Annotated in this window: 20 protein-coding genes; 6 read left to right on the top strand and 14 right to left on the bottom strand. The window is 54.1% G+C overall.

Going from position 1 to position 22,414, the window contains the following annotated elements; translation table 11 throughout:
- Positions 1–99 precede the first annotated feature (99 nt).
- From glnS to KCR01S_RS14705, 3 genes are all read left to right on the top strand, one after another.
- Positions 100–1,758 (top strand): glutamine--tRNA ligase, encoded by a 1,659-nt coding sequence (gene glnS, locus KCR01S_RS14715; protein ID WP_061283440.1) that lies wholly within the window; start codon positions 100–102, stop codon positions 1,756–1,758.
- Positions 1,759–2,185: 427 nt separating this feature from the next.
- The gene (gene chiP, locus KCR01S_RS14710; protein WP_061283439.1) at positions 2,186–3,592 is read left to right on the top strand and encodes a chitoporin ChiP; all 1,407 of its coding nucleotides are present in this window, start codon (positions 2,186–2,188) and stop codon (positions 3,590–3,592) included.
- A gap of 50 nt (positions 3,593–3,642) precedes the next feature.
- Entirely contained in the window at positions 3,643–3,978 is a 336-nt protein-coding gene (locus KCR01S_RS14705; protein ID WP_061283438.1) for a ChiQ/YbfN family lipoprotein, read from the top strand.
- 114 nt (positions 3,979–4,092) lie between these two features.
- On the opposite strand, the gene fur is transcribed toward KCR01S_RS14705, so the two are convergent.
- From fur to ybfF, 4 genes are all read right to left on the bottom strand, one after another.
- The gene (gene fur, locus KCR01S_RS14700; RefSeq protein WP_061283437.1) at positions 4,093–4,545 is read right to left on the bottom strand and encodes a ferric iron uptake transcriptional regulator; all 453 of its coding nucleotides are present in this window, start codon (positions 4,543–4,545) and stop codon (positions 4,093–4,095) included.
- Positions 4,546–4,841: 296 nt separating this feature from the next.
- The gene (gene fldA / locus KCR01S_RS14695; RefSeq protein ID WP_061283436.1) at positions 4,842–5,372 is read right to left on the bottom strand and encodes a flavodoxin FldA; all 531 of its coding nucleotides are present in this window, start codon (positions 5,370–5,372) and stop codon (positions 4,842–4,844) included.
- A gap of 151 nt (positions 5,373–5,523) precedes the next feature.
- A complete protein-coding gene (ybfE, locus tag KCR01S_RS14690; RefSeq protein WP_052284878.1) occupies positions 5,524–5,817 on the bottom strand; it encodes a LexA regulated protein in 294 nt (97 codons plus the stop codon).
- 130 nt (positions 5,818–5,947) lie between these two features.
- Positions 5,948–6,712 (bottom strand): esterase, encoded by a 765-nt coding sequence (gene ybfF, locus KCR01S_RS14685; protein WP_061283435.1) that lies wholly within the window; start codon positions 6,710–6,712, stop codon positions 5,948–5,950.
- Positions 6,713–6,894: 182 nt separating this feature from the next.
- On the opposite strand from ybfF, the gene seqA reads away from it, so the two are divergent.
- From seqA to KCR01S_RS14670, 3 genes are all read left to right on the top strand, one after another.
- Positions 6,895–7,464, top strand: a complete 570-nt coding sequence (seqA, locus tag KCR01S_RS14680; RefSeq protein WP_061283434.1) for a replication initiation negative regulator SeqA — start codon at positions 6,895–6,897, stop codon at positions 7,462–7,464.
- A gap of 32 nt (positions 7,465–7,496) precedes the next feature.
- Positions 7,497–9,137, top strand: a complete 1,641-nt coding sequence (gene pgm / locus KCR01S_RS14675) for a phosphoglucomutase (alpha-D-glucose-1,6-bisphosphate-dependent) (RefSeq protein ID WP_061283433.1) — start codon at positions 7,497–7,499, stop codon at positions 9,135–9,137.
- A gap of 174 nt (positions 9,138–9,311) precedes the next feature.
- Positions 9,312–9,644 (top strand): DUF1294 domain-containing protein, encoded by a 333-nt coding sequence (locus KCR01S_RS14670; RefSeq protein ID WP_061283432.1) that lies wholly within the window; start codon positions 9,312–9,314, stop codon positions 9,642–9,644.
- A 35-nt stretch (positions 9,645–9,679) separates the two neighbouring features.
- Here the strand turns inward: KCR01S_RS14670 and KCR01S_RS14665 are convergent, their stop codons facing one another.
- From KCR01S_RS14665 to kdpF, 10 genes are all read right to left on the bottom strand, one after another.
- Positions 9,680–10,156, bottom strand: a complete 477-nt coding sequence (locus KCR01S_RS14665; protein ID WP_061283431.1) for a pyridoxamine 5'-phosphate oxidase family protein — start codon at positions 10,154–10,156, stop codon at positions 9,680–9,682.
- A 64-nt stretch (positions 10,157–10,220) separates the two neighbouring features.
- Positions 10,221–11,537: a putrescine-ornithine antiporter gene (potE, locus tag KCR01S_RS14660; RefSeq protein WP_061283430.1), complete on the bottom strand. Its 1,317-nt coding sequence runs from the start codon at positions 11,535–11,537 to the stop codon at positions 10,221–10,223.
- Entirely contained in the window at positions 11,534–13,729 is a 2,196-nt protein-coding gene (speF, locus tag KCR01S_RS14655) for an ornithine decarboxylase SpeF (protein WP_061283429.1), read from the bottom strand. The genes potE and speF overlap by 4 nt, the downstream gene beginning before the upstream one ends.
- Positions 13,730–13,971: 242 nt before the next feature.
- Positions 13,972–14,076, bottom strand: coding sequence for a leader peptide SpeFL (gene speFL, locus KCR01S_RS25165; RefSeq protein ID WP_006819052.1), 105 nt, complete (start codon positions 14,074–14,076; stop codon positions 13,972–13,974).
- A 279-nt stretch (positions 14,077–14,355) separates the two neighbouring features.
- Positions 14,356–15,033, bottom strand: coding sequence for a two-component system response regulator KdpE (gene kdpE, locus KCR01S_RS14650; protein WP_061283428.1), 678 nt, complete (start codon positions 15,031–15,033; stop codon positions 14,356–14,358).
- The gene (gene kdpD, locus KCR01S_RS14645) at positions 15,030–17,717 is read right to left on the bottom strand and encodes a two-component system sensor histidine kinase KdpD (RefSeq protein ID WP_061283485.1); all 2,688 of its coding nucleotides are present in this window, start codon (positions 17,715–17,717) and stop codon (positions 15,030–15,032) included. The genes kdpE and kdpD overlap by 4 nt, the downstream gene beginning before the upstream one ends.
- A gap of 2 nt (positions 17,718–17,719) precedes the next feature.
- Entirely contained in the window at positions 17,720–18,295 is a 576-nt protein-coding gene (kdpC, locus tag KCR01S_RS14640; protein ID WP_061283427.1) for a potassium-transporting ATPase subunit KdpC, read from the bottom strand.
- A 10-nt stretch (positions 18,296–18,305) separates the two neighbouring features.
- Positions 18,306–20,354 carry a potassium-transporting ATPase subunit KdpB gene (gene kdpB / locus KCR01S_RS14635; protein WP_061283426.1) on the bottom strand — a complete coding sequence of 683 codons (2,049 nt, stop codon included), beginning with the start codon at positions 20,352–20,354 and terminating at the stop codon, positions 18,306–18,308.
- Between the two features lie 20 nt (positions 20,355–20,374).
- Positions 20,375–22,054, bottom strand: a complete 1,680-nt coding sequence (gene kdpA / locus KCR01S_RS14630; RefSeq protein WP_061283425.1) for a potassium-transporting ATPase subunit KdpA — start codon at positions 22,052–22,054, stop codon at positions 20,375–20,377.
- On the bottom strand, positions 22,054–22,143 hold the full coding sequence (gene kdpF, locus KCR01S_RS24920) for a K(+)-transporting ATPase subunit F (protein ID WP_077625464.1): 90 nt from the start codon (positions 22,141–22,143) through the stop codon (positions 22,054–22,056). The genes kdpA and kdpF overlap by 1 nt, the downstream gene beginning before the upstream one ends.
- Positions 22,144–22,414 lie beyond the last annotated feature (271 nt).

The raw sequence follows: 22,414 nt of genomic DNA, 5'->3' as shown, positions 1-22,414 counted from the left end.
TTCGTTTGCGACGTTTTTTGCGTAACTAAAGGTTGTCAGTCCGTCCGGCTTATAAGATCATATGCCGTTATACGTTGTTTACGCTTTGAGGAATCTACGATGAGTGAGGCTGAAGCCCGCCCGACTAACTTTATTCGTCAGATCATTGACGAAGATCTGGCTACCGGTAAGCACAACACGGTGCATACTCGTTTTCCGCCAGAGCCTAATGGCTATCTGCACATCGGCCATGCGAAATCTATCTGCCTGAACTTTGGCATTGCGCAAGACTATCAGGGCCAGTGCAACCTGCGTTTCGATGATACCAACCCGGTAAAAGAAGATATCGAATACGTTGAGTCCATCAAAAATGACGTCGAGTGGTTAGGTTTTCACTGGTCTGGCAACGTCCGCTACTCCTCTGATTACTTCGATCAGCTGCATGCCTATGCGGTTGAACTTATCAATAAAGGTCTGGCGTACGTCGATGAGCTGACGCCAGAACAGATCCGTGAGTATCGTGGTTCGCTGACTGCGCCGGGTAAAAATAGCCCATACCGCGATCGCAGCGTTGAAGAGAACCTGGCGCTGTTTGAAAAAATGCGTACCGGTGGCTTCGAAGAGGGCAAAGCCTGTCTGCGCGCTAAAATTGACATGGCATCATCGTTCGTTGTCATGCGCGATCCGGTGCTCTACCGTATTAAGTTCGCCGAACACCACCAGACCGGTAACAAGTGGTGCATCTACCCGATGTACGACTTTACCCACTGCATCAGCGATGCGCTGGAAGGGATTACGCACTCTCTGTGTACTCTGGAATTCCAGGACAACCGTCGTCTGTATGACTGGGTTCTCGACAACATCACTATTCCGGTTCACCCGCGCCAGTACGAATTCTCGCGCCTGAATCTGGAATACACCGTGATGTCCAAGCGTAAGCTGAACCAACTGGTGACCGAGAAGCACGTTGAAGGTTGGGATGACCCTCGTATGCCGACTATTTCCGGTCTGCGTCGTCGTGGGTATACCGCGGCCGCTATCCGTGAATTCTGCAAACGTATCGGCGTGACCAAACAGGATAACACCATTGAGATGGCGTCTCTGGAATCCTGTATTCGTGAAGACCTGAACGAAAACGCACCGCGCGCGATGGCGGTTATCGACCCGGTGAAACTGGTTATCGAAAACTACCCGCAGGGCGAAAGCGAAATGGTCTCTATGCCTAATCATCCGAACAAACCGGAGATGGGTAGCCGTGAAGTGCCGTTTAGCGCAGAAATCTGGATTGATCGCGCGGATTTCCGCGAAGAAGCGAACAAACAGTACAAACGTCTGGTGATGGGTAAAGAAGTTCGCCTGCGTAATGCCTACGTAGTGAAGGCAGAGCGCGTGGAGAAGGATGCTGAAGGCAATATCACCACTATCTTCTGTACTTACGATGCCGACACTCTGAGTAAAGATCCTGCCGATGGCCGTAAAGTGAAGGGTGTGATCCATTGGGTAAGCGCTGCGCATGCGCTGCCGATTGAAATCCGTCTGTACGATCGTCTGTTCAGCGTACCTAACCCGGGGGCAGAGGAAGACTTCCTGTCGGTGATGAATCCAGAATCACTGGTGATCACTCAGGGCTACGGTGAGCCATCTCTGCAGGCCGCTGAGGCCAGCAAAGCGTATCAGTTCGAGCGTGAGGGTTACTTCTGCCTGGACAGCCGCTACAGCACCGCAGACAAGCTGGTATTTAACCGCACCGTCGGTTTACGTGATACCTGGGTTGGCTAAACGGTCATAGCACGCCTAAAAAACGCCGCGATTGCGGCGTTTTTTTATATCCATTCATGCCCTGTTTTACGTTTGTAGATTCGCGTAGCGAATTAATACGATAATTTTACTTCTCATACTCTCTGGCGACGCTCGTCGTTTCGTCCCGCAAATATGATGTAAACGGTCTCATTAACATTTGGCCCTGACCCTGCAAGGGTTGGAGAGAAAAATGTTAACAACGCACTCAGTTACACATTGAAACCAAATATGTGCGCTTTGTCATAATCCTGCACTCTTGTTGCGGAAAAGGATTGATAATTCGCGTCGCGAAAAATAGTCTATCGGTGTAGTGAAACACCATTTTCCAGAAGTTCATTTTTTTTAAAGTTTTTATTTTTTGCCTCTGCTTTGCGGCGGCATTTTAAAAGTCAAAGAGGATATAACTATGCGTACGTTTAGTGGCAAACGTAGTACGCTGGCGCTGGCTATCGCCGGTGTGACAGCACTGTCAGGCTTTACAATGGCGCCGGATGCAAAAGCAGAAGGGTTCATTGACGATTCAACATTAACTGGCGGCATCTATTATTGGCAGCGTGAGCGTGACCGTAAAGATGTCACCGATCATGATAAATATAAAACCAACCTGTCTCACTCCACCTGGAACGCCAACCTCGACTTCCAGTCCGGCTATGCTGCTGACATGTTCGGTATTGATATTGCGGCATTCACCGCAATTGAAATGGCGGAAAGCAGCGAAAGCGGCCACCCGAACGAAATCGCGTTCTCTGCTAAAAACAAAGGCTACAGCGAAGACTATAGCGGCGACAAATCCGGTATCAGCCTGTATAAAGCGGCGGCTAAATTCAAACTCGGCCCGACCTGGGCACGCGCAGGTTACATCCAGCCAACCGGTCAGACTCTGTTAGCACCACACTGGAGCTTTATGCCAGGTACCTATCAGGGTGCTGAAGCCGGGGCTAACTTTGACTACGGCGACAACGGTGCACTGAGCTTCTCCTACATGTGGACCAACGAGTACAAGGCGCCTTGGCATCTGGAAATGGATAACTTCTATCAGAACGATAAGAAGACCAAGGTCGATTACCTGCACTCCATCGGTGCTAAATACGATTTCAAAAATGACCTGGTGCTGGAAGCGGCATTTGGTCAGGCAGAAGGCTATGTTGATCAGTACTTCGCCAAAGGTAGCTACAAATTTGATATCCCTGGCGGCCCGCTGACCACCAGCTATCAGTTCTACGGTACCCGTGACAAAGTGAGCGATCATGGCGTAAACGATATTTACGACGGCACCGCATGGTTGCAGGCGTTAACCTTCGGCTACAAGCTGAAAGAGGTCTTCGACTTCCGTCTGGAAGGGACCTGGGTAAAAGCAGAAGGCCAGCAGGGCTTCTTCCTGCAGCGTATGACTCCAACCTACGCATCCTCCAACGGTCGTCTGGATATCTGGTGGGATAACCGCTCTGACTTCAACGCCAACGGCGAAAAAGCGGTGTTCTTCGGCTCTATGTATGACCTGAAAAACTGGGATCTCCCGGGCTGGGCGGTGGGTGCATCTTACGTCTACGCATGGGATGCTAAGCCATCAACCTGGCAGATGAACCCGGATGCTTACTACGACAAAAACAACAAAATCAGAGAATCTGCTTACAGCCTCGATGTGGCTTACACCGTTCAGGATGGTCGTGCGAAGGGCACGCTGTTCAAACTGCACTTCACGCAGTATGACAACCACTCCGATATCCCAAGCTGGGGCGGCGGTTATGGCAACATCTTCCAGGACGAGCGTGACGTGAAATTCATGGTTATCGCCCCGTTCACTATTTTCTAATGCATGACGCGGCAGAGGGAAACCTCTGCCGCGGCTAAGAGGTTCATCGCATGAAAAAACTGATTCTTGTTGCTTTAATGGCTGCTGGCCTCACCGCCTGTGCCCAGTCACCTGCACCGAAAGAAGACACTAAGCTGAAAGATGCCTACAGCGCCTGCATCAACACGGCGGAAGGTAATCCGGATAAGATCCAGGCCTGTCAGAGCGTGTTAAACGTGCTGAAACAGGATAAGAAGCACGAACAGTTCGCCACTCAGGAAAGCGTGCGCGTTCTGGACTATCAACAGTGTATTCTGGCTAGAAAAACCGGTAACGACCAGGCCGTAGCCAGTAAGTGCGATAAGATTTGGCAGGAAATTCGTAGTAACAATACGCCGCAAAAATAGTCTTATCCGTAAACAAGAACCGCTGCTTGCAGCGGTTTTTTTATGCCAGTAGCCAATTAAAAAGCAAAAAAAAACCAGCGCATAACGGCTGGCTTTTTGACGATCGGCGGGAGGTTACTTTTCGATGCCGTCGTGAGCATGTTCGTCTTCGCGGCAGTCGCCTTCAGCACAGTGGCCATAAAGGTAAAGGCTATGGTTAGTTAAGCGAATACCGTATTTGGTGGCGATTTCACGCTGACGCGCTTCAATCGAATCATCGCTGAACTCGATAACTTTGCCGCAGTCGAGGCAGATCAAGTGATCATGGTGATGCTGCTGGGTCAGTTCGAATACGGATTTACCGCCTTCGAAATTATGGCGTGTGACGATACCTGCATCGTCAAACTGGTTCAGTACGCGGTAAACCGTGGCTAAACCGATCTCTTCACCCATGTCGATCAGACGTTTGTATAAGTCTTCCGCGCTGACATGGTGGTTATGAGGTTCCTGAAGAACTTCCAGAATCTTTAACCGTGGAAGTGTGACTTTCAGGCCAGCCTTCTTTAATGCGGTATTATTGTCAGTCATGCGGAATCTGTCCTGTTGCTAAACGATTAACTTCCATCAGCGAAAGTTTCACAGAGAATGCACCCGAATTAATGCGTCTCATTATAGAATGGCCCTATCAAAATGAAAACAGCAAGGCCCGGGTAAGCTAAGCTTTCAAAAACGAGGCTTCACCGACAAACTGAGCGATGAACCTGCGCCAAATCTGAAGATATTGTACAGGTATGCGATAAAAAGTTAAAAATTTGTAGCTATTATTTTAATTGCTTTTACCTATTAATGAGGTGCGATTCAATTATCACACCTCATTATCGCTATCAGGCGTTTTTGATTTCGTCCAGGTGCAGTTCTTCTGCAACTTGTTTCACCCACTTCTCAACGCGCTCGGCGGTCAGTTCTGGCTGACGGTCTTCGTCAATGGCCAGGCCGACAAAGTGATCGTCATCGGCAAGACCTTTAGACGCTTCAAAATGGTAGCCCGCCGTTGGCCAGTGGCCGACAATGGTCGCGCCGCGTGGCTCAATGATGTCGCGAATGGTACCCAGCGCATCACAGAAATATTCTGCGTAGTCTTCCTGGTCGCCGCAGCCAAACAGGGCCACCAGTTTACCGTTGAAATCCACTTCTTCCAGGGTTGGGAAGAAATCATCCCAGTCGCACTGTGCTTCACCGTAGTACCAGGTTGGGATACCCAGCAGCAGAATATCGAATGCTTCCAGATCTTCTTTGCTGCTCTTGGCGATGTCATGAACGTCAGCGACATCTTTACCAAGCTGTTTTTGAATCATTTTTGCGATATTTTCGGTGTTTCCGGTATCGCTACCGAAGAAGATGCCAACGATTGCCATGAGTAAAATAACCTCTTGAAACTTAATGATATGGTGGTGGCTTATTGCCCACAGATAAGGGCAATGATAGCAGAACAGGTCAACGTGCGGAAACAGCAATCGTGCCGTACTGCACACTCTGCTACATGAAAGCGTGTTTTGGGGGGATTTTTCAGACTTTCCCTTGTCCGTGCAGCAGCGCGAGCTGGTTCATCAACATCTCTTCGATGAGTTCACTACGGCTCATATCACGGGCAGTCGCCAGCTCGTTAAGCGCATCAACGGCGTCGTTGTTGAGCTTCAACTCGACGCGCTTAAGTCCGCGAACTTTATCGCGTTTTAGCTGATTACGCTTATTAATGCGGAGCTGTTCGTCACGCGAAAGCGGATTGGTTTTTGGTCTTCCCGGGCGACGCTCATTTGCGAACAAATCTAGTGTCGTACGGTCCGTTTGTTCTTTTGCCATGATTCTGAGTGACTTCGGGGAAAACAAGCTACCGGGCAGTGCCCAGCGCAGACAGCGCGCAATCATACATCAGTGAAACCCGCACGCCAACGACCGCGGCCATTCTGGCGCGCAGTCGATGCATTTTTAATCATTCGGCGAGATAACGGCGAATGGCGCGCAGCACGGCATCGGGTTTTTCAGCGTGAACCCAATGGCCAGCCCCGGCAATCACGTGCGCTTTGGCCTGCGGGAACTGCGCGAGCAGATCGTCGCGATAGGCTTCGGTGACGTACGGTGAGTTGCCGCCGGGAATAAATAGCGCCGGGTGATCCCATGCGGGGATTGCCTCCCAACCGACGATGTGCGGATATTGTTCCCACAGCACCGGAACATTAAAGCGCCAGGCACCATCAACGAAGGATTTCAGCAGAAACTGAATCACGCCTTCCTCTTTGAGAAACTCCCGCATTACCGTGGCTGCCTGCTGACGTGTTGCCACGCCCGCGTTGGTGACCGCATTGATAGCGGCAAAAATCTCATCATGACGACGAACGTGATAATCCACCGGCGCAATATCAATCGCCACCAGGCGATCGATACGCTCTGGCGCCAATGCGGTCAGCGCCATGACCGCTTTTCCACCCATGGAGTGGCCAATCACGGTCGCCGTTTCAATATGATGCTCATCAAGCGTATCGAGGAGATCTTGCGCCATGGCCGGGTAGTTCATCTCTTCGGAACGAGGTGACAGACCGTGGTTACGCATATCGACCTGGATGATATCGTGGTCGGCGACCAGGTCGCGCGCCAGGATGCCGAGATTATCCAGACTGCCAAACAGGCCGTGGACGAGGACGATGGGGGAATTATTGTGCAGGTTTTGTGCAGATTGCGCTCGGACATTCAATTTCATAGCAAAGTTCTTTTTTTCGCGTTGTCGGGTTAGGGTATCATGTTGGACATTCTAACGCTCAGGGGCAAGTAAGGAACTCATCCGAATTTTGCCGTGTTCCTGGTTTGGCGCTACCCGCTGTTGGGTTTTGACTTTATAATCCCAATGAATTGTATTCAGAAAAATTATTGCACCGGATTAAGATGAAAACGATCGAAGTTGATGACGAGCTCTATCGCTATATTGCGGCTCACACTCTGCACATTGGCGAGAGCGCGTCCGACATTTTACGGCGTATGCTGAAATTTACCGCCGCTACACAGCCTGCCGTTACCGCAGCGCCGGTCGTCAAAGCAGAAGCGGCGCCAGCGCCAACTGCTGCCCCCGTTGCTGAAGTTAAGACGGTAAAAACGGCGAAAGACAAAGTCCGTGCGATGCGCGAGCTGCTGCTTTCAGACGAATATGCCGAGCAGAAGAAAGCGGTTAACCGCTTTATGCTGATCCTGACCACGCTCTATTCGCTGGACAACAAAGCCTTTGCTGAGGCCACCGAATCGCTCCATGGTCGCACCCGCGTCTACTTTGCTGCCGATGAGCAGACGCTGCTGAAAAACGGTAACCAGACGAAGCCTAAACAGGTACCGGATACGCCATACTGGGTCATTACCAACACGAATACAGGCCGTAAATGCAGCATGGTCGAACATATCATGCAGTCAATGCAGTTCCCGGTGGAGCTGATTGAAAAGGTTTGCGGTACCATTTCATACTGAAAATCTAACCCTTGCATAAGAAGGACCAGGCAATGGCAAACCATACCCGTGCGGGTCAGCCTGCACAGCAAAGTGATTTGATCAACGTTGCTCAACTGACGTCTCAGTACTACGTGCTGCAGCCGGAAGTGGGCAATGCGGAACATGCGGTGAAATTCGGTACTTCCGGTCACCGCGGGAGCGCAGGTCGTCACAGCTTCAACGAAAAGCATATTTTGGCCATTGCTCAGGCAATCGCTGAAGAGCGCGCGAAAAATGGAATTACGGGCCCATGCTACGTCGGGAAAGATACTCATGCGCTCTCCGAGCCTGCGTTTATCTCTGTTCTCGAGGTGTTGGCAGCAAATGGTGTTGATGTCATTGTGCAGGAAAACAATGGTTTTACGCCGACTCCGGCTATTTCCAATGCAATCCTTGTGCATAACAAAAAAGGCGGCCCGCTGGCCGATGGGATTGTCATCACTCCGTCCCATAACCCGCCGGACGATGGCGGTATCAAGTACAACCCGCCGAATGGCGGTCCGGCTGATACCAACGTCACCAAGGTGGTTGAAGATCGCGCTAACGCACTGCTGGCAGCCGACCTTAACGGCGTGAAGCGCATTTCCTACGCTGCGGCGCTGGCTTCCGGCCACGTTCAGGAAGTGGATCTGGTGCAGCCGTTTATTGAAGGGCTGGCGGATATCGTCGATATGGCGGCTATCCAGAAAGCGGGCCTGACGCTGGGCGTTGATCCGCTGGGCGGCTCCGGTATTGAATACTGGAAACGTATCGCCAAACACTACAACCTGAATCTGACCATCGTGAACGATCACGTTGACCAGACTTTCCGCTTTATGCACCTCGATAAAGATGGCGCAATCCGTATGGACTGTTCCTCCGAGTGCGCCATGGCAGGTTTGCTGGCGCTGCGTGATAAGTTCGACCTGGCCTTTGCCAACGACCCGGATTACGACCGTCACGGTATCGTGACCCCGGCCGGTTTGATGAACCCGAACCATTATCTGGCGGTGGCTATCAACTACCTGTTCCAGCATCGTCCGCAGTGGGGCAAAGATGTAGCGGTTGGCAAGACCCTCGTCTCCTCCGCGATGATTGACCGCGTGGTCAACGATCTGGGCCGCAAGCTGGTGGAAGTGCCGGTCGGCTTTAAGTGGTTTGTTGATGGTCTGTTCGACGGCAGCTTTGGCTTCGGCGGCGAAGAGAGCGCGGGGGCTTCTTTCCTGCGCTTTGACGGTACGCCATGGTCTACCGATAAAGACGGTATCATTATGTGCCTGCTGGCGGCGGAAATTACCGCTGTGACCGGTAAGAACCCGCAGGAGCACTACAACGAGCTGGCGGCTCGTTTTGGTGCGCCGAGCTACAACCGTCTGCAGGCGAGCGCAACCTCCGCACAGAAAGCGGCGTTGTCTAAGCTGTCTCCGGAAATGGTCAGCGCCAGCACCCTGGCAGGCGATCCTATCACCGCGCGTTTGACGGCGGCGCCGGGTAATGGCGCGTCGATTGGCGGCCTGAAGGTGATGACGGACAACGGCTGGTTCGCCGCGCGTCCGTCGGGCACCGAAGACGCCTACAAAATCTACTGTGAAAGCTTCCTCGGCGCTGAACATCGTCAGCAGATCGAGAAAGAAGCGGTAGAGATTGTGAGTGAAGTGCTGAAAAACGCCTGATAGCGAAAGCGTCGACAGGCTTAATACCGCGCGATTAAGGGTTTCCTGAACGCCCGGTGGCACAAGAATCCGTAGTCCCCTCGGGATTACGGATTTTTTTATGGGCAGAAATACGCAGACGATTCATTCTCGGTGTATCCAGGGTGAGTCGATGATTAAAGGATGTATAGAGAGATGAGATTTAATCCGTTTTGTTATGGCCTGTTGGCCCTCTTAGCGGCAGCCAGCTATTTCCATTTTCATTCGTTTTGGGCGTGGCTGATGATGGTCAACATCGCCACGCTGTTGCTGTACGGTATCGATAAATTTGCCGCCCGTAAAAGCTGGCAGCGGGTACCTGAAATGACGCTATTGATGTTTGGACTTGTTGGTGGTTGGGTCGGGGCACTGGTTGCGCAGCAGGTGTTCCGCCACAAAACCCAGAAACAGCCGTTTCGCAGCTGGTTTATGCTGAGCGTGGTGGTCAATGTGGTGGCGCTGGTGGGATGGGGATATTGGCAGGCCTAGCATCGCCGCTTCCCCACTAATATTGCGATGTCCCGCTATTCCGCCTGATTCCGGCGGCAGGTTAATTCCTCACAATCGATACGCACCACGCAAACGGCTTTCATCATGTCGTCACGGTAGCTGAAGGTTTTTCCCGGTACGGCCTGACGCATGATGAGGTCGAGGCCCCGTTTCATCTCTTCAGGCTGCTGCAAAATGGTTGCCCGTCCTTTGGCGATAATGCTGGTATAGCCGTAGCTGTAATCGCAGGCCTCTTCGGCCTGAATCAACCGATGGTCGCCATCGATCTCAACGCTAATCGCCGGGTTCTTCCGTAACAGGCGCATCTTTTTGCCGCAGCGCGCGCCGTGAAAATAGATTGTCCAACGTCCATCCTGAAACTGATAGCCAAAATTGACCGGCACGATATACGGGCTACTTTCATCGTTGAGTGCGATACGGCAGATAGGGTGGCGCTGAATAATGGCAAGCGTGGTATCGATATCGGAAACGATGCGCTGTGGATTGCTCATGATAATGGTCTTATGGAGGAGGGTGAAGGAAACGGGTTGCCGTTGCCGGCAACCCGTAAAGGACTTAACTGTGCTTGTTTTTCAGTTCAAAACGTGGTGATACCAGACCGTACAGCGTCCAGCCAAGGAAGGTCACGATAGAACCGTACAGCATCGCTTCTTCACCGGAGGAGAACAGGGCGTAGAAGCTATACATCGCACCAATGAATGCCACAATGTTGGCCATACGGGCTTTGCCAGCAGGAACATTCGCCATGCGCTGGATAATCACCAGTGCGGCCATCGACAGGATGTATGGAATAATGTTGGTGACGACAGCCAGGTTGACCAGCACGTTGAACTGATTGTTCAGCGACGGGCTGATGGTCATCAATGACAATCCGGATTGAATCACCACAATCACCAGCATCCCTTTCACCGGCGCATCGGCTTTGCTTACCTGAGAGAATACTTTCGGGAAGTAGCCTTCATCCGCAGAGGATTTAAAGACCTGGGCGATGGTGAACTGCCAGCCGAGCAGAGAACCACAGCAGGACATCACCATCAACGCCATGATCACTTTCCCGACTTCCGGAGTGAACATCTGCGCGAAGGCCAGGCCAAACGGCGCGGTGGAGTTCGCCAGGTCCATGTTTGGCACGATACCGGCAATCACGTTGGTAGAGACGATATAAATCACCGCAGCCCCGAGCGTACCGCCCAGTACCGCGATCGGTACGTTACGTTCCGGGTTTTCAACCACTTCGGCGTTAGCACAGGCGGATTCCAGACCGAGGAAGGCCCATAGCGTCATGGCGATGGACGACCCTACAGCGGTAAAGAATGGCACGTGATGCGGGTTCCAGGACTCAGCGTACATGGTTGGGCTGAACCAGAACCAGCCGATAACGCACAGACCGACCACCGGAATAATCACCCCCCAAACGGTAATGCTGCTGAGCTGGCCGGTAATACGTGCACCGCCGAAGTTAGCAACGGTACAGATCCACAGCACACCGATGGTGGCGAGCCCGATTTGCACCGGACTCAGCGTGGCACCGAATAACTCGGTGCCGTAACCCACAGCGGAAATGGCGATAGCCACGTTGGCAATCAGCAGCGAAACGCCGTAGGTATAGTTGGCCATAAAGTTGCCCGACTTACCAAAGGCATACTCGGCATAACCGCCCATCCCACCGGATTTCTTACTGAACATCCCGCATTTAGCGAAGGCCCAGGCTAACGCCATCGAACCGACGGCGGTCACCAGCCAGGAGATAATGGAAATGGTGCCGACTTCAGCAAGCTTGGTGGGCAGCATGATAATGCCGGAGCCCATCATGTTCACCATCGTCAGGATGGTGAGCTGAACAACACCCATTTTGTTGTTAGCTTTGCTCATAATTTCTCACCTTTAAGCAGCGCAGGTTGCGGCAGCTGAGATTCAATGACGTAGCACCACACCTGTTTGCGACCGTCATTTTCCTGGATATAAACACCCTGCAGTTCCGGCGCAAAGCCCGGCAGCAGGTTGATCCCTTCTTCCAGCGCGGTGAAGTAACGCAGCACAGAGTCACCCCAGATTTCACCAGGGACGACGCACAGCACTCCTGGAGGATATGGCAGAGCACCTTCGGCGGCGATACGACCTTCTGCCTGTGACAGAGGGACCAGCTCGACTTCACCACGCAGATAGGCGTAGTTGGCATCCTGCGGATTCATGCTGACGCGCGGGAAGTGTGATTTACGGAACATCTCTTTTTGCAGCTGTTTCACGTTATGACGGGCATACAGGTTATGCATCTCCTGGCACAGCTGGCGCAGGGTGTAATCGGCGTAGCGATCTTTATGCTGACCGTAGAGTGATGGCAGTACATCTTTCAGCGGGGCATCGGCTTCCAACAGCGCTTCGAAACGGACCAACAGGGCCACCAGTTGCTGCAACTTAGCCATATCCTCGGCTGGCGTCAGCAGGAACAGGATGGAGTTCAGGTCGCATTTTTCGGGTACCACACCGTGCTCACGCAGGAAGTTCGCCAGAATGGTCGCCGGTACGCCAAAGGTGTCGTATTCGCCGTTAGCATCGATACCCGGCGTGGTCAGCAGCAATTTGCATGGGTCGACAAAGTACTGATGCTCCGCATAACCTTCAAAACCATGCCAGCGTTCGCCAGGGACGAAGTGGAAGAAGCGCAGGTCATTGGCGATCTCTTTGGTTTCAAAGGACTGCCATGGTTTACCGTCAACCTGTTCTGGAACAAACGGGCGAATGTGGTGGCAGTTATCGAGGATCAGCTTACGGGCTTCGATACCGTTAGAGACGCAGTCCATCCACATGTTGCGGCCAGCCTGACCTTCATGCATTTTGGCGTTGATATCCAGGGCGGCAAACAGTGGGTAGAACGGGCTGGTGGAGGCGTGCATCATAAAGGCGTTGTTCAGACGCTTATGCGGAACGTAGCGCTGCTGGCCTTTAATATGGCTGTCTTTTTTGTGGATTTGCGACGTTTGGGAGAAACCGGCCTGCTGTTTGTGCACGGACTGAGTGACCAGAATACCAGGGTCATTTTCGTTCAGCTCAAGCAGCAGCGGCGAGCAGTCGGCCATCATCGGAATAAACTGTTCGTAACCCACCCAGGCGGAGTCAAACAGAATGTAATCGCACAGATGACCAATTTTATCGACGACCTGACGGGCGTTATAAATGGTGCCGTCATAGGTGCCGAGCTGAATCACCGCCAAGCGGAACGGACGTTCATTACGTGCGCGATTTGGCGCCACTTCAGCAACCAGTTCACGCAGGTAGCTCTCTTCGAAGCAGTGAGCATCAATACCGCCGATAAAGCCGTACGGGTTACGTGCGGTTTCCAGATACACCGGCGTTGCCCCAGCCTGTAACAGCGCACCGTGGTGGTTGGACTTGTGGTTGTTACGGTCAAACAGGACCAAATCCCCTGGCGTCAGCAGCGCATTCAGCACCACTTTGTTGGAAGAGGAGGTTCCGTTCAGGACGAAATAGGTTTTATCGGCGTTAAATACTTTCGCAGCGTGCTGTTGGGCGATGCATGGTGCACCTTCGTGAATCAGCAGGTCACCCATGGCGACGTCGGCGTTACACAGGTCAGAGCGGAATAGTGTTTCGCCAAAGTATTCAACGAACTGGTTACCGGCCGGGTGACGGCGGAAGAATTCACCGCCCTGGTGCCCCGGGCAGTCAAATGCGCTGTTACCTTGCGCGACGTAATCAACCAATGCGCTAAAGAATGGCGGACGCAGTTGCACTTCATACTTGTGCGCAGCGGCTTCCAGTTGACGACCATAGAAGTCATTGCGCGTTTCATCATGTTCAAACACCCCTTGAATACGTGAGAGATATTCAGATGGGACGATTTGTTCTTTATTAATAGCAATAAAAACTGGCAGGTTATAACCCGTGGCATCTATTTCATCGAGTTTACCGCACTCAATGTCTTCAATAGATAATACGGCGGCGGCAACATCAATAAAATTCGTGTCGCAGGTATTGATAATCGTGCGCTGGGTAGTAAAACAGTCCGGGCATGTACGGCTGACGGCAATTTTTAATTCAGACATTTTTCGACTCTTTATTTTAGGTAATAGCAGTCCTTCAATTTCTCAAATGAGAAATTGATATCGCCGGAAAAAAAGTAATACGATCCCGCTGATGATAAAATCAGGGCGTCACTTTTTTCAGGATGTCACAAACCCAACCGGTCCGGTGGCCGGAAAATTGAGGTTTGTTATGGCGAGCGCTGGCAGCAGGCGAGAGCCTGTATTAGCAAGGAATAACTGCGAGGCGCCCGAAGTCGGAAGACTTATCGGGCGTTAAAGAAGTGAAAGTCGAAACTATTGCGGTGGGCAAACATCATAATATGTGTTGTCCGCCTTATATGGGGCATCATTCGGTTATTATTTTCCATTTCGTATACCTCCGAGAAATATCCTAAAGCGGAGTCATTTTATCTCCAGGTAGGCTTAAAACTGTGATGATGATCAATAACGAGAGATCATTTATAAAATAATCCATTGTTAGTAGGTGAGCTGCCAGGATGAAATGCTGAATTGTGTATTTTATGTAAACAAAGTGTTTTAAGTTTTATTTAAATAAAGATGGTGTGGCTGATATTGATATTTTTAGCATTGCTAGTGGTACGCTGATAATAATGTTAGAGGATTATCTTATTAATATGAATAAATATTCATAACATAAATCGATAGCCGATACCGGTTTCTGTTAATAAATGCTGAGGGCGCGCGGGATCTATTTCCAGTTTCTGCCGAAGGTGCCCCATATAAATGCGTAAATAGTGACTATGTTCTACCGCATTGGGTCCCCATACCTGGTTTAACAGTTGTCGCTGGGTGAGCACTTTCCCCACGTTGTTGAGCAAAACCGCCAGCAGGCGGAACTCAATGGGGGTGAGATGAACCTCCTCGCTGCCGCGTACGATTCGGCGGGCAGCGAGATCAACGGTAATGCTGGAAAAGGTGACAACCGGCTCGTTCGGCTGGGCCCCTGCATGACGGCGTAGCGCCACGCGCAGGCGCGCCTGCAGTTCGCCGATGCCAAATGGCTTACTGAGATAATCATCCGCACCAGCATCCAGCGCAGCAATTTTATCGCTTTCCTCACTGCGCGCCGACAGCACGATAATCGGTACCGGGCTCCACTGACGAATATCGCGAATAAAATCGAGACCGTCGCCGTCAGGTAATCCAAGGTCGAGGATAATCAGGTCCGGTTTACGCGTTGCCGCCTCCAGTAAACCACGCTGTAGAGTCGGGGCGTCATATACGCGCAAGGCTTCGGCTTCCAGCGCGGTGCGCAGAAAACGGCGGATAGCATCTTCATCTTCAACAATCAGAACGCTGGTCACAGATCTTCCGGGGCCTCTTCCAGTTCAGGCGGTTTATCTTGTGGAAGTGTAACACGAAAACACGCGCCGCCTTCCGGCCGGTTGCGGGCAGAAAGGGTGCCGCCGTGGATCTCAACGATGGCCTGGCAGATAGCCAGCCCCAGCCCGACACCGGGAATGGCGGACTCTTTATGGCCGCGGGAGAATTTGGTGAAGATTTGCTGTTCTTGCCCGCTCGGGATCCCCGGCCCGCTATCCCACACATCCAGCAGCAGATGACCGTTTTCGCGGGCGGCGGTGATGCCGATTTCCGCCTCACTTCCCGCATATTTCACCGCGTTTTCCAGCAGATTTATCAGCACCCGCTCAAACAGCGGGCCATCCAGGTGTACCAGCATTAGCGGGTCGGGCAGGGCGAGCGTAATCTGCCGACCGTTTAATCCCGGCTCCAGCATCCGCAGCGCGCTGCCGACGACTTCCTCGAGCGTCAGCCACTCTTTATGCAGATTGAATCCACCGGATTGAATGCGCGCCATGTCCAGCAGGTTGTTCACCAGGCGGGTGGTATTGAGCACGTGCTGGCGAATTTCATTCGCCTGCGGGGCATAAGGGGAACCGCTGCTGGCAAGATCGAGCGTCAGAATTTCAGCCTGACCAAACAGCACGGTGAGCGGCGTACGCAAGTCATGAGAAAGCGCCGCCAGGAGCGAGTTGCGCAGGCTTTCTCGTTCGCTGATAAGTCGCGATTGTTCTTCGCTGGCGGTGAGCGCTAGTCGCTCTAACGCGCTGGCGACCAGTAGGGTAAAGGTCTCCAGTAATCGCTGCTGTTCAGGGATCATCAGCTGACGCAGATTCTGCGGTTCGACCACGATAAGTCCGTGGGTGCTGTCGGCGCTGCGCAGCGGCAGCATCAGATAGGGAACGCCGGGCAGGGTATCGGTGCCGGCCCCGGCGGGTAGCCCTTTATCAAAACTCCAGTGGGCGATGGCTTCATCCCACGGCGTCATTCCCTCTTGCTGGGTGAGCGCAGTCAGCTTGCCGTGTTCATCAGGCATCAGTACCTGGCTGCGGGCATGGAAAGTGGAGCGGATATACTGCTCGCAGGTGCGGGCGATATCGAGGGCATTGCGACCGACCGCGAGCGTTTTGGACATCTCGTACAAATGGCGGGTACGCTGTTCGCGGTAGCGCGCTACCCGAGCCTGATAGCGAACCCCTGCGGTCAGATTCCCGATAACCAGACCGACGGTGAGCATCACGCCAAACGTCAGCAAATACTGAACGTCGGATACCGCCAGCGTCCCGCGCGGAGCGACAAACACCAGGTCAAAGCTCACCACGTTAATCACCGTCGCCAGAACCGACGGCCAGCGGCCGTAAAACAGCGCAACGATCACCACGCCCAGCAGATACAGCATCACCAGGTTTGCCGCTTCGAAGGCCACCAGCCACTGTGCGGCGATAAACGTAATGGCGGCGCACAGGCTTAGCGCCACCAGGCAACCGCGGATTTGCACGCGCCATTTGTCGATAAACGGTCGCCGATCGTGAGCGCTGTCCGGTAGTGGCAGCGGGGATTCATCGATGCCGACGACCAGCAGATCCAACTCCGGCGCGTGATGGGAAATGCGATCGCCAAAACGTTCGCCGCGCCACCAGTGCCGCTTTTTCTGACGGCCAATGACAATCTTGCCCAGGTTATGTTCACGGGCATAACGAATGACGGCGGCTTCCTCCGAGGGCTCTGAAAGGGTTGCCGTCTCGGCGCCGAGCTCCTGCGCCAGCCGCAGAGCGTTAAGAATCGCCCGTCGCTGCGGTTCAGGCAGGCGATGTAACGTGGGAGTTTCGACATACACCGCATGCCAGGTACTGCCCAATCTTGCCGCCAAACGTGCGGCAGTGCGCACCAGCTTCTCACTGCCGGTGTGGTGGCCAATGCACAGCAAAATCGCATCGTGGGTGTGCCAGACTTTTTCCTGTCCCTGGGTATCGCGCCAGGCGCGCATTTGGTCGTCAACGCGTTCGGCGGTGCGGCGCAGCGCCAGTTCACGCAGGGCGATGAGATTACCTTTGCGGAAGAAGTTTTCAATCGCCCGCTCGGCCTGGCCGGCAAGATACACCTTGCCTTCATTCAGGCGCTGGCGCAGGTCGTCCGGGGGAAGGTCAACTAATACCACTTCATCGGCGGCATCAAAGAAGGGGTCGGGCACGGTTTCGCGGACCTGGATGCCGGTAACGCCGCTGACCACGTCATTCAGGCTTTCCAGATGCTGAACGTTGACGGTGGTAAAAACGTCGATGCCGGCTTCCAGCAGCTCGTCGATATCCTGCCAGCGTTTAGGGTGGCGGGATCCAGGGGCATTGCTGTGCGCCAGCTCATCCATTAGCACTAGTGCCGGACGGCGGGCGAGGGCGGCGTCAAGATCGAACTCCACCACGTAGCGCCCGCGGTAGGCGGTACGTTTCGGCGGCAACGTGCTCAACCCTTTAAGCATTGCCGCCGTCTCTTTACGGCCGTGTGTTTCCACTACTCCGGCCAACACATCCAGCCCCTGCGAACGAAGACGCTGCGCTTCTGCCAGCATCGCCCAGGTTTTGCCGACACCGGCGCAGGCGCCGAAGAAAATCTTCAGCTTGCCTCGGTGCGCTTCGGCGGTATGTTCCAGCAGGCGATCCGGGTTAGGACGCAGCGGCTCGTCGGTCATCATTAATTATCCTTGTGGGCATCCAGCGCCATATTCAGCTCAGTAATATTTACCACAGGTTGGCCGAGAAAGCCGAGCAGCGGCGTATGCGTTGCGGCCACCACTTTCTCTCTCAGCCAGGCGGCAGAAACGTTACGGACTTTGGCAATACGCGGCACCTGCCACAGCGCGGCAGCAGGCGTCAGGTTAGGATCCAACCCACTGGCGGATGCGGTCACCAGTTCCACCGGCACGGTGGCGCTGGCATCCGGGTTAGCTGCGCGCAGCGCCGTGATGCGATCGGCAAATTGCTTGTCCAGCGCCGGATTGCTGGCGGCGAGGTTGCTACCGCCGGAAGCCATCGGGTTATCAGGCATGTCAGCCGTCGCCGAAGGGCGGCCCTGGAAGTAGCCCGGATCGCTATAGTTCTGGCCGATCAGTTGCGATCCGCGCAGCTCGTGGTTTTCAAAGATCAGCGATCCGTTGGCCTGAGTGGGAAACAGCCACTGCCCTAGTGCGGTGGTCACCAGCGGATAAACGCCGCCGGTGATTAACGTCAGAAACAGAAAAATGACAATCGCGGGACGTAATGCAGACATGGTTATTTCCTCACACCAAACCCAGAAGGGTTAACAGCACATCAATGATTTTAATGCCAATAAACGGCACCACCAGGCCACCTGCACCGTAGATCCACAGGTTGCGGCGCAGCATCGCCGAGGCCGACAGCGGGCGGTAGCTGACGCCCTTTAGCGCCAGCGGCAGCAGGAAGACAATTATCAGCGCGTTGAAGATAACGGCGCTGAGAATGGCCGAGTTAGGCGAGTGCAGATGCATAATGTTCAGCACGCCAAGCTGCGGCCAACTGGCGGCAAACGCCGCGGGAATAATGGCGAAATATTTCGCCACGTCGTTGGCGATGCTGAAGGTGGTCAACGAACCACGGGTCATCAGCATCTGTTTACCGATATGCACCACTTCAATCAGCTTGGTCGGGTTGGAGTCGAGGTCGACCATGTTGCCGGCTTCTTTCGCCGCCTGGGTACCGGAGTTCATGGCAACCGCGACATCGGCCTGAGCCAACGCCGGGGCGTCGTTGGTGCCGTCGCCGGTCATCGCCACCATCCGGCCTTCCGACTGGTACTGACGAATCAGCGCCAGCTTCGCTTCCGGCGTCGCTTCGGCGAGGAAATCATCGACCCCCGCTTCGGCGGCAATGGCGGCGGCGGTTAAGCGGTTATCACCGGTGATCATCACCGTCTTGATCCCCATTTTCCGCAGCTGGGCAAAGCGCTCTTTAATACCGCCTTTGACGATATCCTTTAAGGCGATCACGCCCAGCACGCGGGCGCCTTCGGCTACCACCAGCGGCGTCGCGCCCAGGCTTGCAACGCTTTCCACTTTTTGCTCTACGTCGAGCGGGAAGCGGCCGCCGTTGCTTTCAATATGACGACGAATAGCATCCACCGAGCCTTTGCGGATCATGCGGTTATCGATGTTGATACCACTCATTCGGCTTTGGGCGGTAAAGGGTACGAAGGTGGCGTGCAGCGCCTGCACATCGCGTTCGCGGAGATTAAAGCGCTGTTTGGCCAGTACCACGATACTGCGGCCTTCCGGGGTTTCATCCGCCAGTGAAGAGAGCTGCGCGGCATCGGCCAGCGTTTTTTCGTCCACGCCCTGAGCGGGCAGGAACTGCGATGCCTGCCGGTTGCCGAGGGTAATGGTGCCGGTCTTGTCGAGCAGCAGAACGTCAACATCACCTGCAGCTTCCACTGCGCGCCCGCTGGTGGCGATAACGTTAGCGCCCAGCATGCGGCTCATCCCGGCGACACCGATGGCCGACAGCAGTCCGCCGATGGTGGTGGGGATCAGGCATACCAGCAGCGCGACCAGCACGGTGACGCTAATCGGCGTGCCGCTCCAGGCGGAGAACGGCCAGATAGTGGCAGTCGCCAACAGGAACACAATGGTTAAGGCCACCAGCAGTATGGTCAGGGCAATCTCGTTCGGTGTTTTACGACGCTGTGCGCCTTCAACCATGGCGATCATCCGGTCGAGGAAAGTTTCCCCTGGGTTAACGCTACAGCGCACGACCAGCCAGTCGGAGAGAATGCGTGTCCCGCCGGTCACCGACGCGAAGTCGCCGCCGGATTCGCGGATCACCGGTGCAGATTCGCCGGTGATGGCGCTTTCATCAACGGATGCACCGCCTTCAATTACTTCACCGTCGCAGGGGATAATGTCGCCGGCTTCCACCAGCACCACATCGCCTTTACGCAGTTCATCGGCTGGGACGTGATCCATTTGCGCACCGTAGCGTGCTTCGCGCAGTTTGCGGGCAAATGCCGTCTTTTTCACCCCGCGCAGGCTGTTGGCCTGCGCTTTGCTGCGGCCTTCCGCCATCGCTTCGGCAAAGTTGGCAAATAGCACGGTAAACCACAGCCACAGGGCAATCGCTCCGCTAAACCAGACGTTGCCGGGCAAAATACCCATCGCCATGGCGATGGCCAAACCGCTGGTCAGCACGCTCCCCAGCCAGACGATAAACATCACCGGGTTACGCCACTGGATGGTGGGGTTGAGTTTCTTCACGGCGTCGATCAGCGCCTGGCGAACCAAAGAGGGCTCAAACAGGGCCAGTTGTTTGCGACTCATAACCAATAGCTCCGCATCACTCAAAACAGGGAAAGATGTTCCGCCACCGGGCCAATGGCCAGGGCGGGAATAAAGGTCAGGGCGCCAACCAGCAGTACGGTGCCGATCAGCAGGCCGATAAACAGCGCATCGTGCGTTGCCAGCGTGCCAGGGGTTGCGGGCTGGATCTTTTTGGTCACCAGTGAACCGGCAATGGCCAGCACAGGAAGGATGACGCCAAAGCGGCCGACAAACATGCACATCGCCAGCAGGCAGTTCCAGAACGGCGTATTAGCGCTTAGCCCGGCAAAGGCGCTGCCGTTATTGTTCGCTGCTGACGACACGGCGTAGAGCACTTCGCTAAAACCGTGCGAACCCGGGTTGGCCATTGCGCTGCGTCCAGCGTCGGTCATCATGGCCAGCGCCGTACCGAGCAGGACCAGCGTCGGGGTGACCAGAATAGCCAGTGCGGTCATCTTCATTTCTGGCACATCAATTTTTTTACCGAGGTATTCCGGGGTGCGGCCAATCATCAGCCCGGCGATAAATACCGCCAGCAGAACGAAGAGCAGCATGCCGTACAGACCAGAGCCCACGCCTCCGAACACCACTTCGCCAATTTGCATCAGCCACATCGGGACCATCCCGCCCAACGCGGTGAACGAGTCGTGCATGGCATTGACCGCCCCGCAGGAGGCTGCGGTGGTGACTACGGCATACAGGCTACTGGCGAGAATGCCAAAGCGGCTCTCTTTCCCTTCCATGTTAATAGCGCTGTCTGCGCCCAGCGGCAGCAGATGCGGGTTGCCTTTGGTTTCCGCCCACATCACTACGGCGACGCAGACCACAAAAATCAGCGCCATGGCCCAGAGGATGGCGCGTCCCTGACGATTGTCGCCGACCGCCTCGCCGAAGGCGAAGCACAGCGCAGCGGGGATCAGGAAGATCGCCAGCATTTGAACGAAGTTGGTTAGCGCGGTGGGATTTTCAAACGGGTGTGACGAGTTGGCGTTAAAGAAACCGCCACCGTTGGTCCCCAGCATCTTAATCGCTTCCTGCGAAGCGACCGGCCCCATCGGCAGCACCTGATGGACCCCTTCAAGCGAGGTGAACGGCTGGTAGGGCAGAACGTTTTGCAGCGCGCCCTGCTGGATAAAGAACAACGCCAGCAGCAGAGAAATCGGCAGCAGCAGCCACAGCGTAATGCGGGTGAGGTCGACCCAGGCGTTCCCCAGCGTGCTGGTACTGTGGCGGGCAAAGGCGCGCACCAGGGCAAACAGCACGGCGATACCGGTCGCGGCAGAGAGGAAATTCTGCACCGTCAGCCCAGCCATCTGGCTCAAATAGCTCAGGGTGGTTTCACCGCTGTAAGATTGCCAGTTGGTATTGCTCACAAAGCTTACGGCAGTGTTAAGCGCCAGATGCCACGACAGGCCAGGCAACTGCTGTGGGTTAAATGGCAGATAGCCTTGCAGCATGAGCAGGGCAAACAGCGCCAGCAGCCCACACAGATTGAGCAGTATAATGGCTACTGCATAGCGTCCCCAGCTCATTTCCTGCCCGGATATCCCCAGCGCACGCCACAGCACATTTTCGCAGCGCGCCACGCCCGGCAACGGGGTATTGACGATCATTGCGGCTAGCATTTTGCCGAGCGGGCGAGCCAGCACGAACAGCACCAGCAGGAAGCTGGCAACCAGTAAAAATCCTTGAGCAGCCATCACAGGGCCTCCGCCTTTAAAAGGGCATAAACCAGATACGCCAGTAACAGGAACACCAGCACCACGCCGGCTATTACGCCTGTAGTCACAATCCACCTCCGGACTCTTGAGTTATTGCGCAAAGGGTAGGATTTCGGGTGCAAAGATTTCGCAAAAATAGAAGGGCGGGGTGTAAAAAAAGTATAAAAATGGCAAAAGGCACAATTTAACTAATGGTTAGTATTAATTTAACAATCACGTAACTGAGTTACGCTTCAAATGTAAATAAAGGCAAAACGAGCACAAAAAAGTGGTCGGATGAGTAGTAAAATTACACAAATAGCGGTACTCTTTTAGCCAGATTACTGAGTTTTATTTTCC

It is taken from the genome of Kluyvera cryocrescens NBRC 102467 (assembly GCF_001571285.1).
Taxonomy (GTDB): domain Bacteria; phylum Pseudomonadota; class Gammaproteobacteria; order Enterobacterales; family Enterobacteriaceae; genus Kluyvera; species Kluyvera cryocrescens.
The sequence above is the reverse complement of the archived record's forward strand: the minus strand, read 5'-3'. Positions and strand labels throughout refer to the sequence as shown.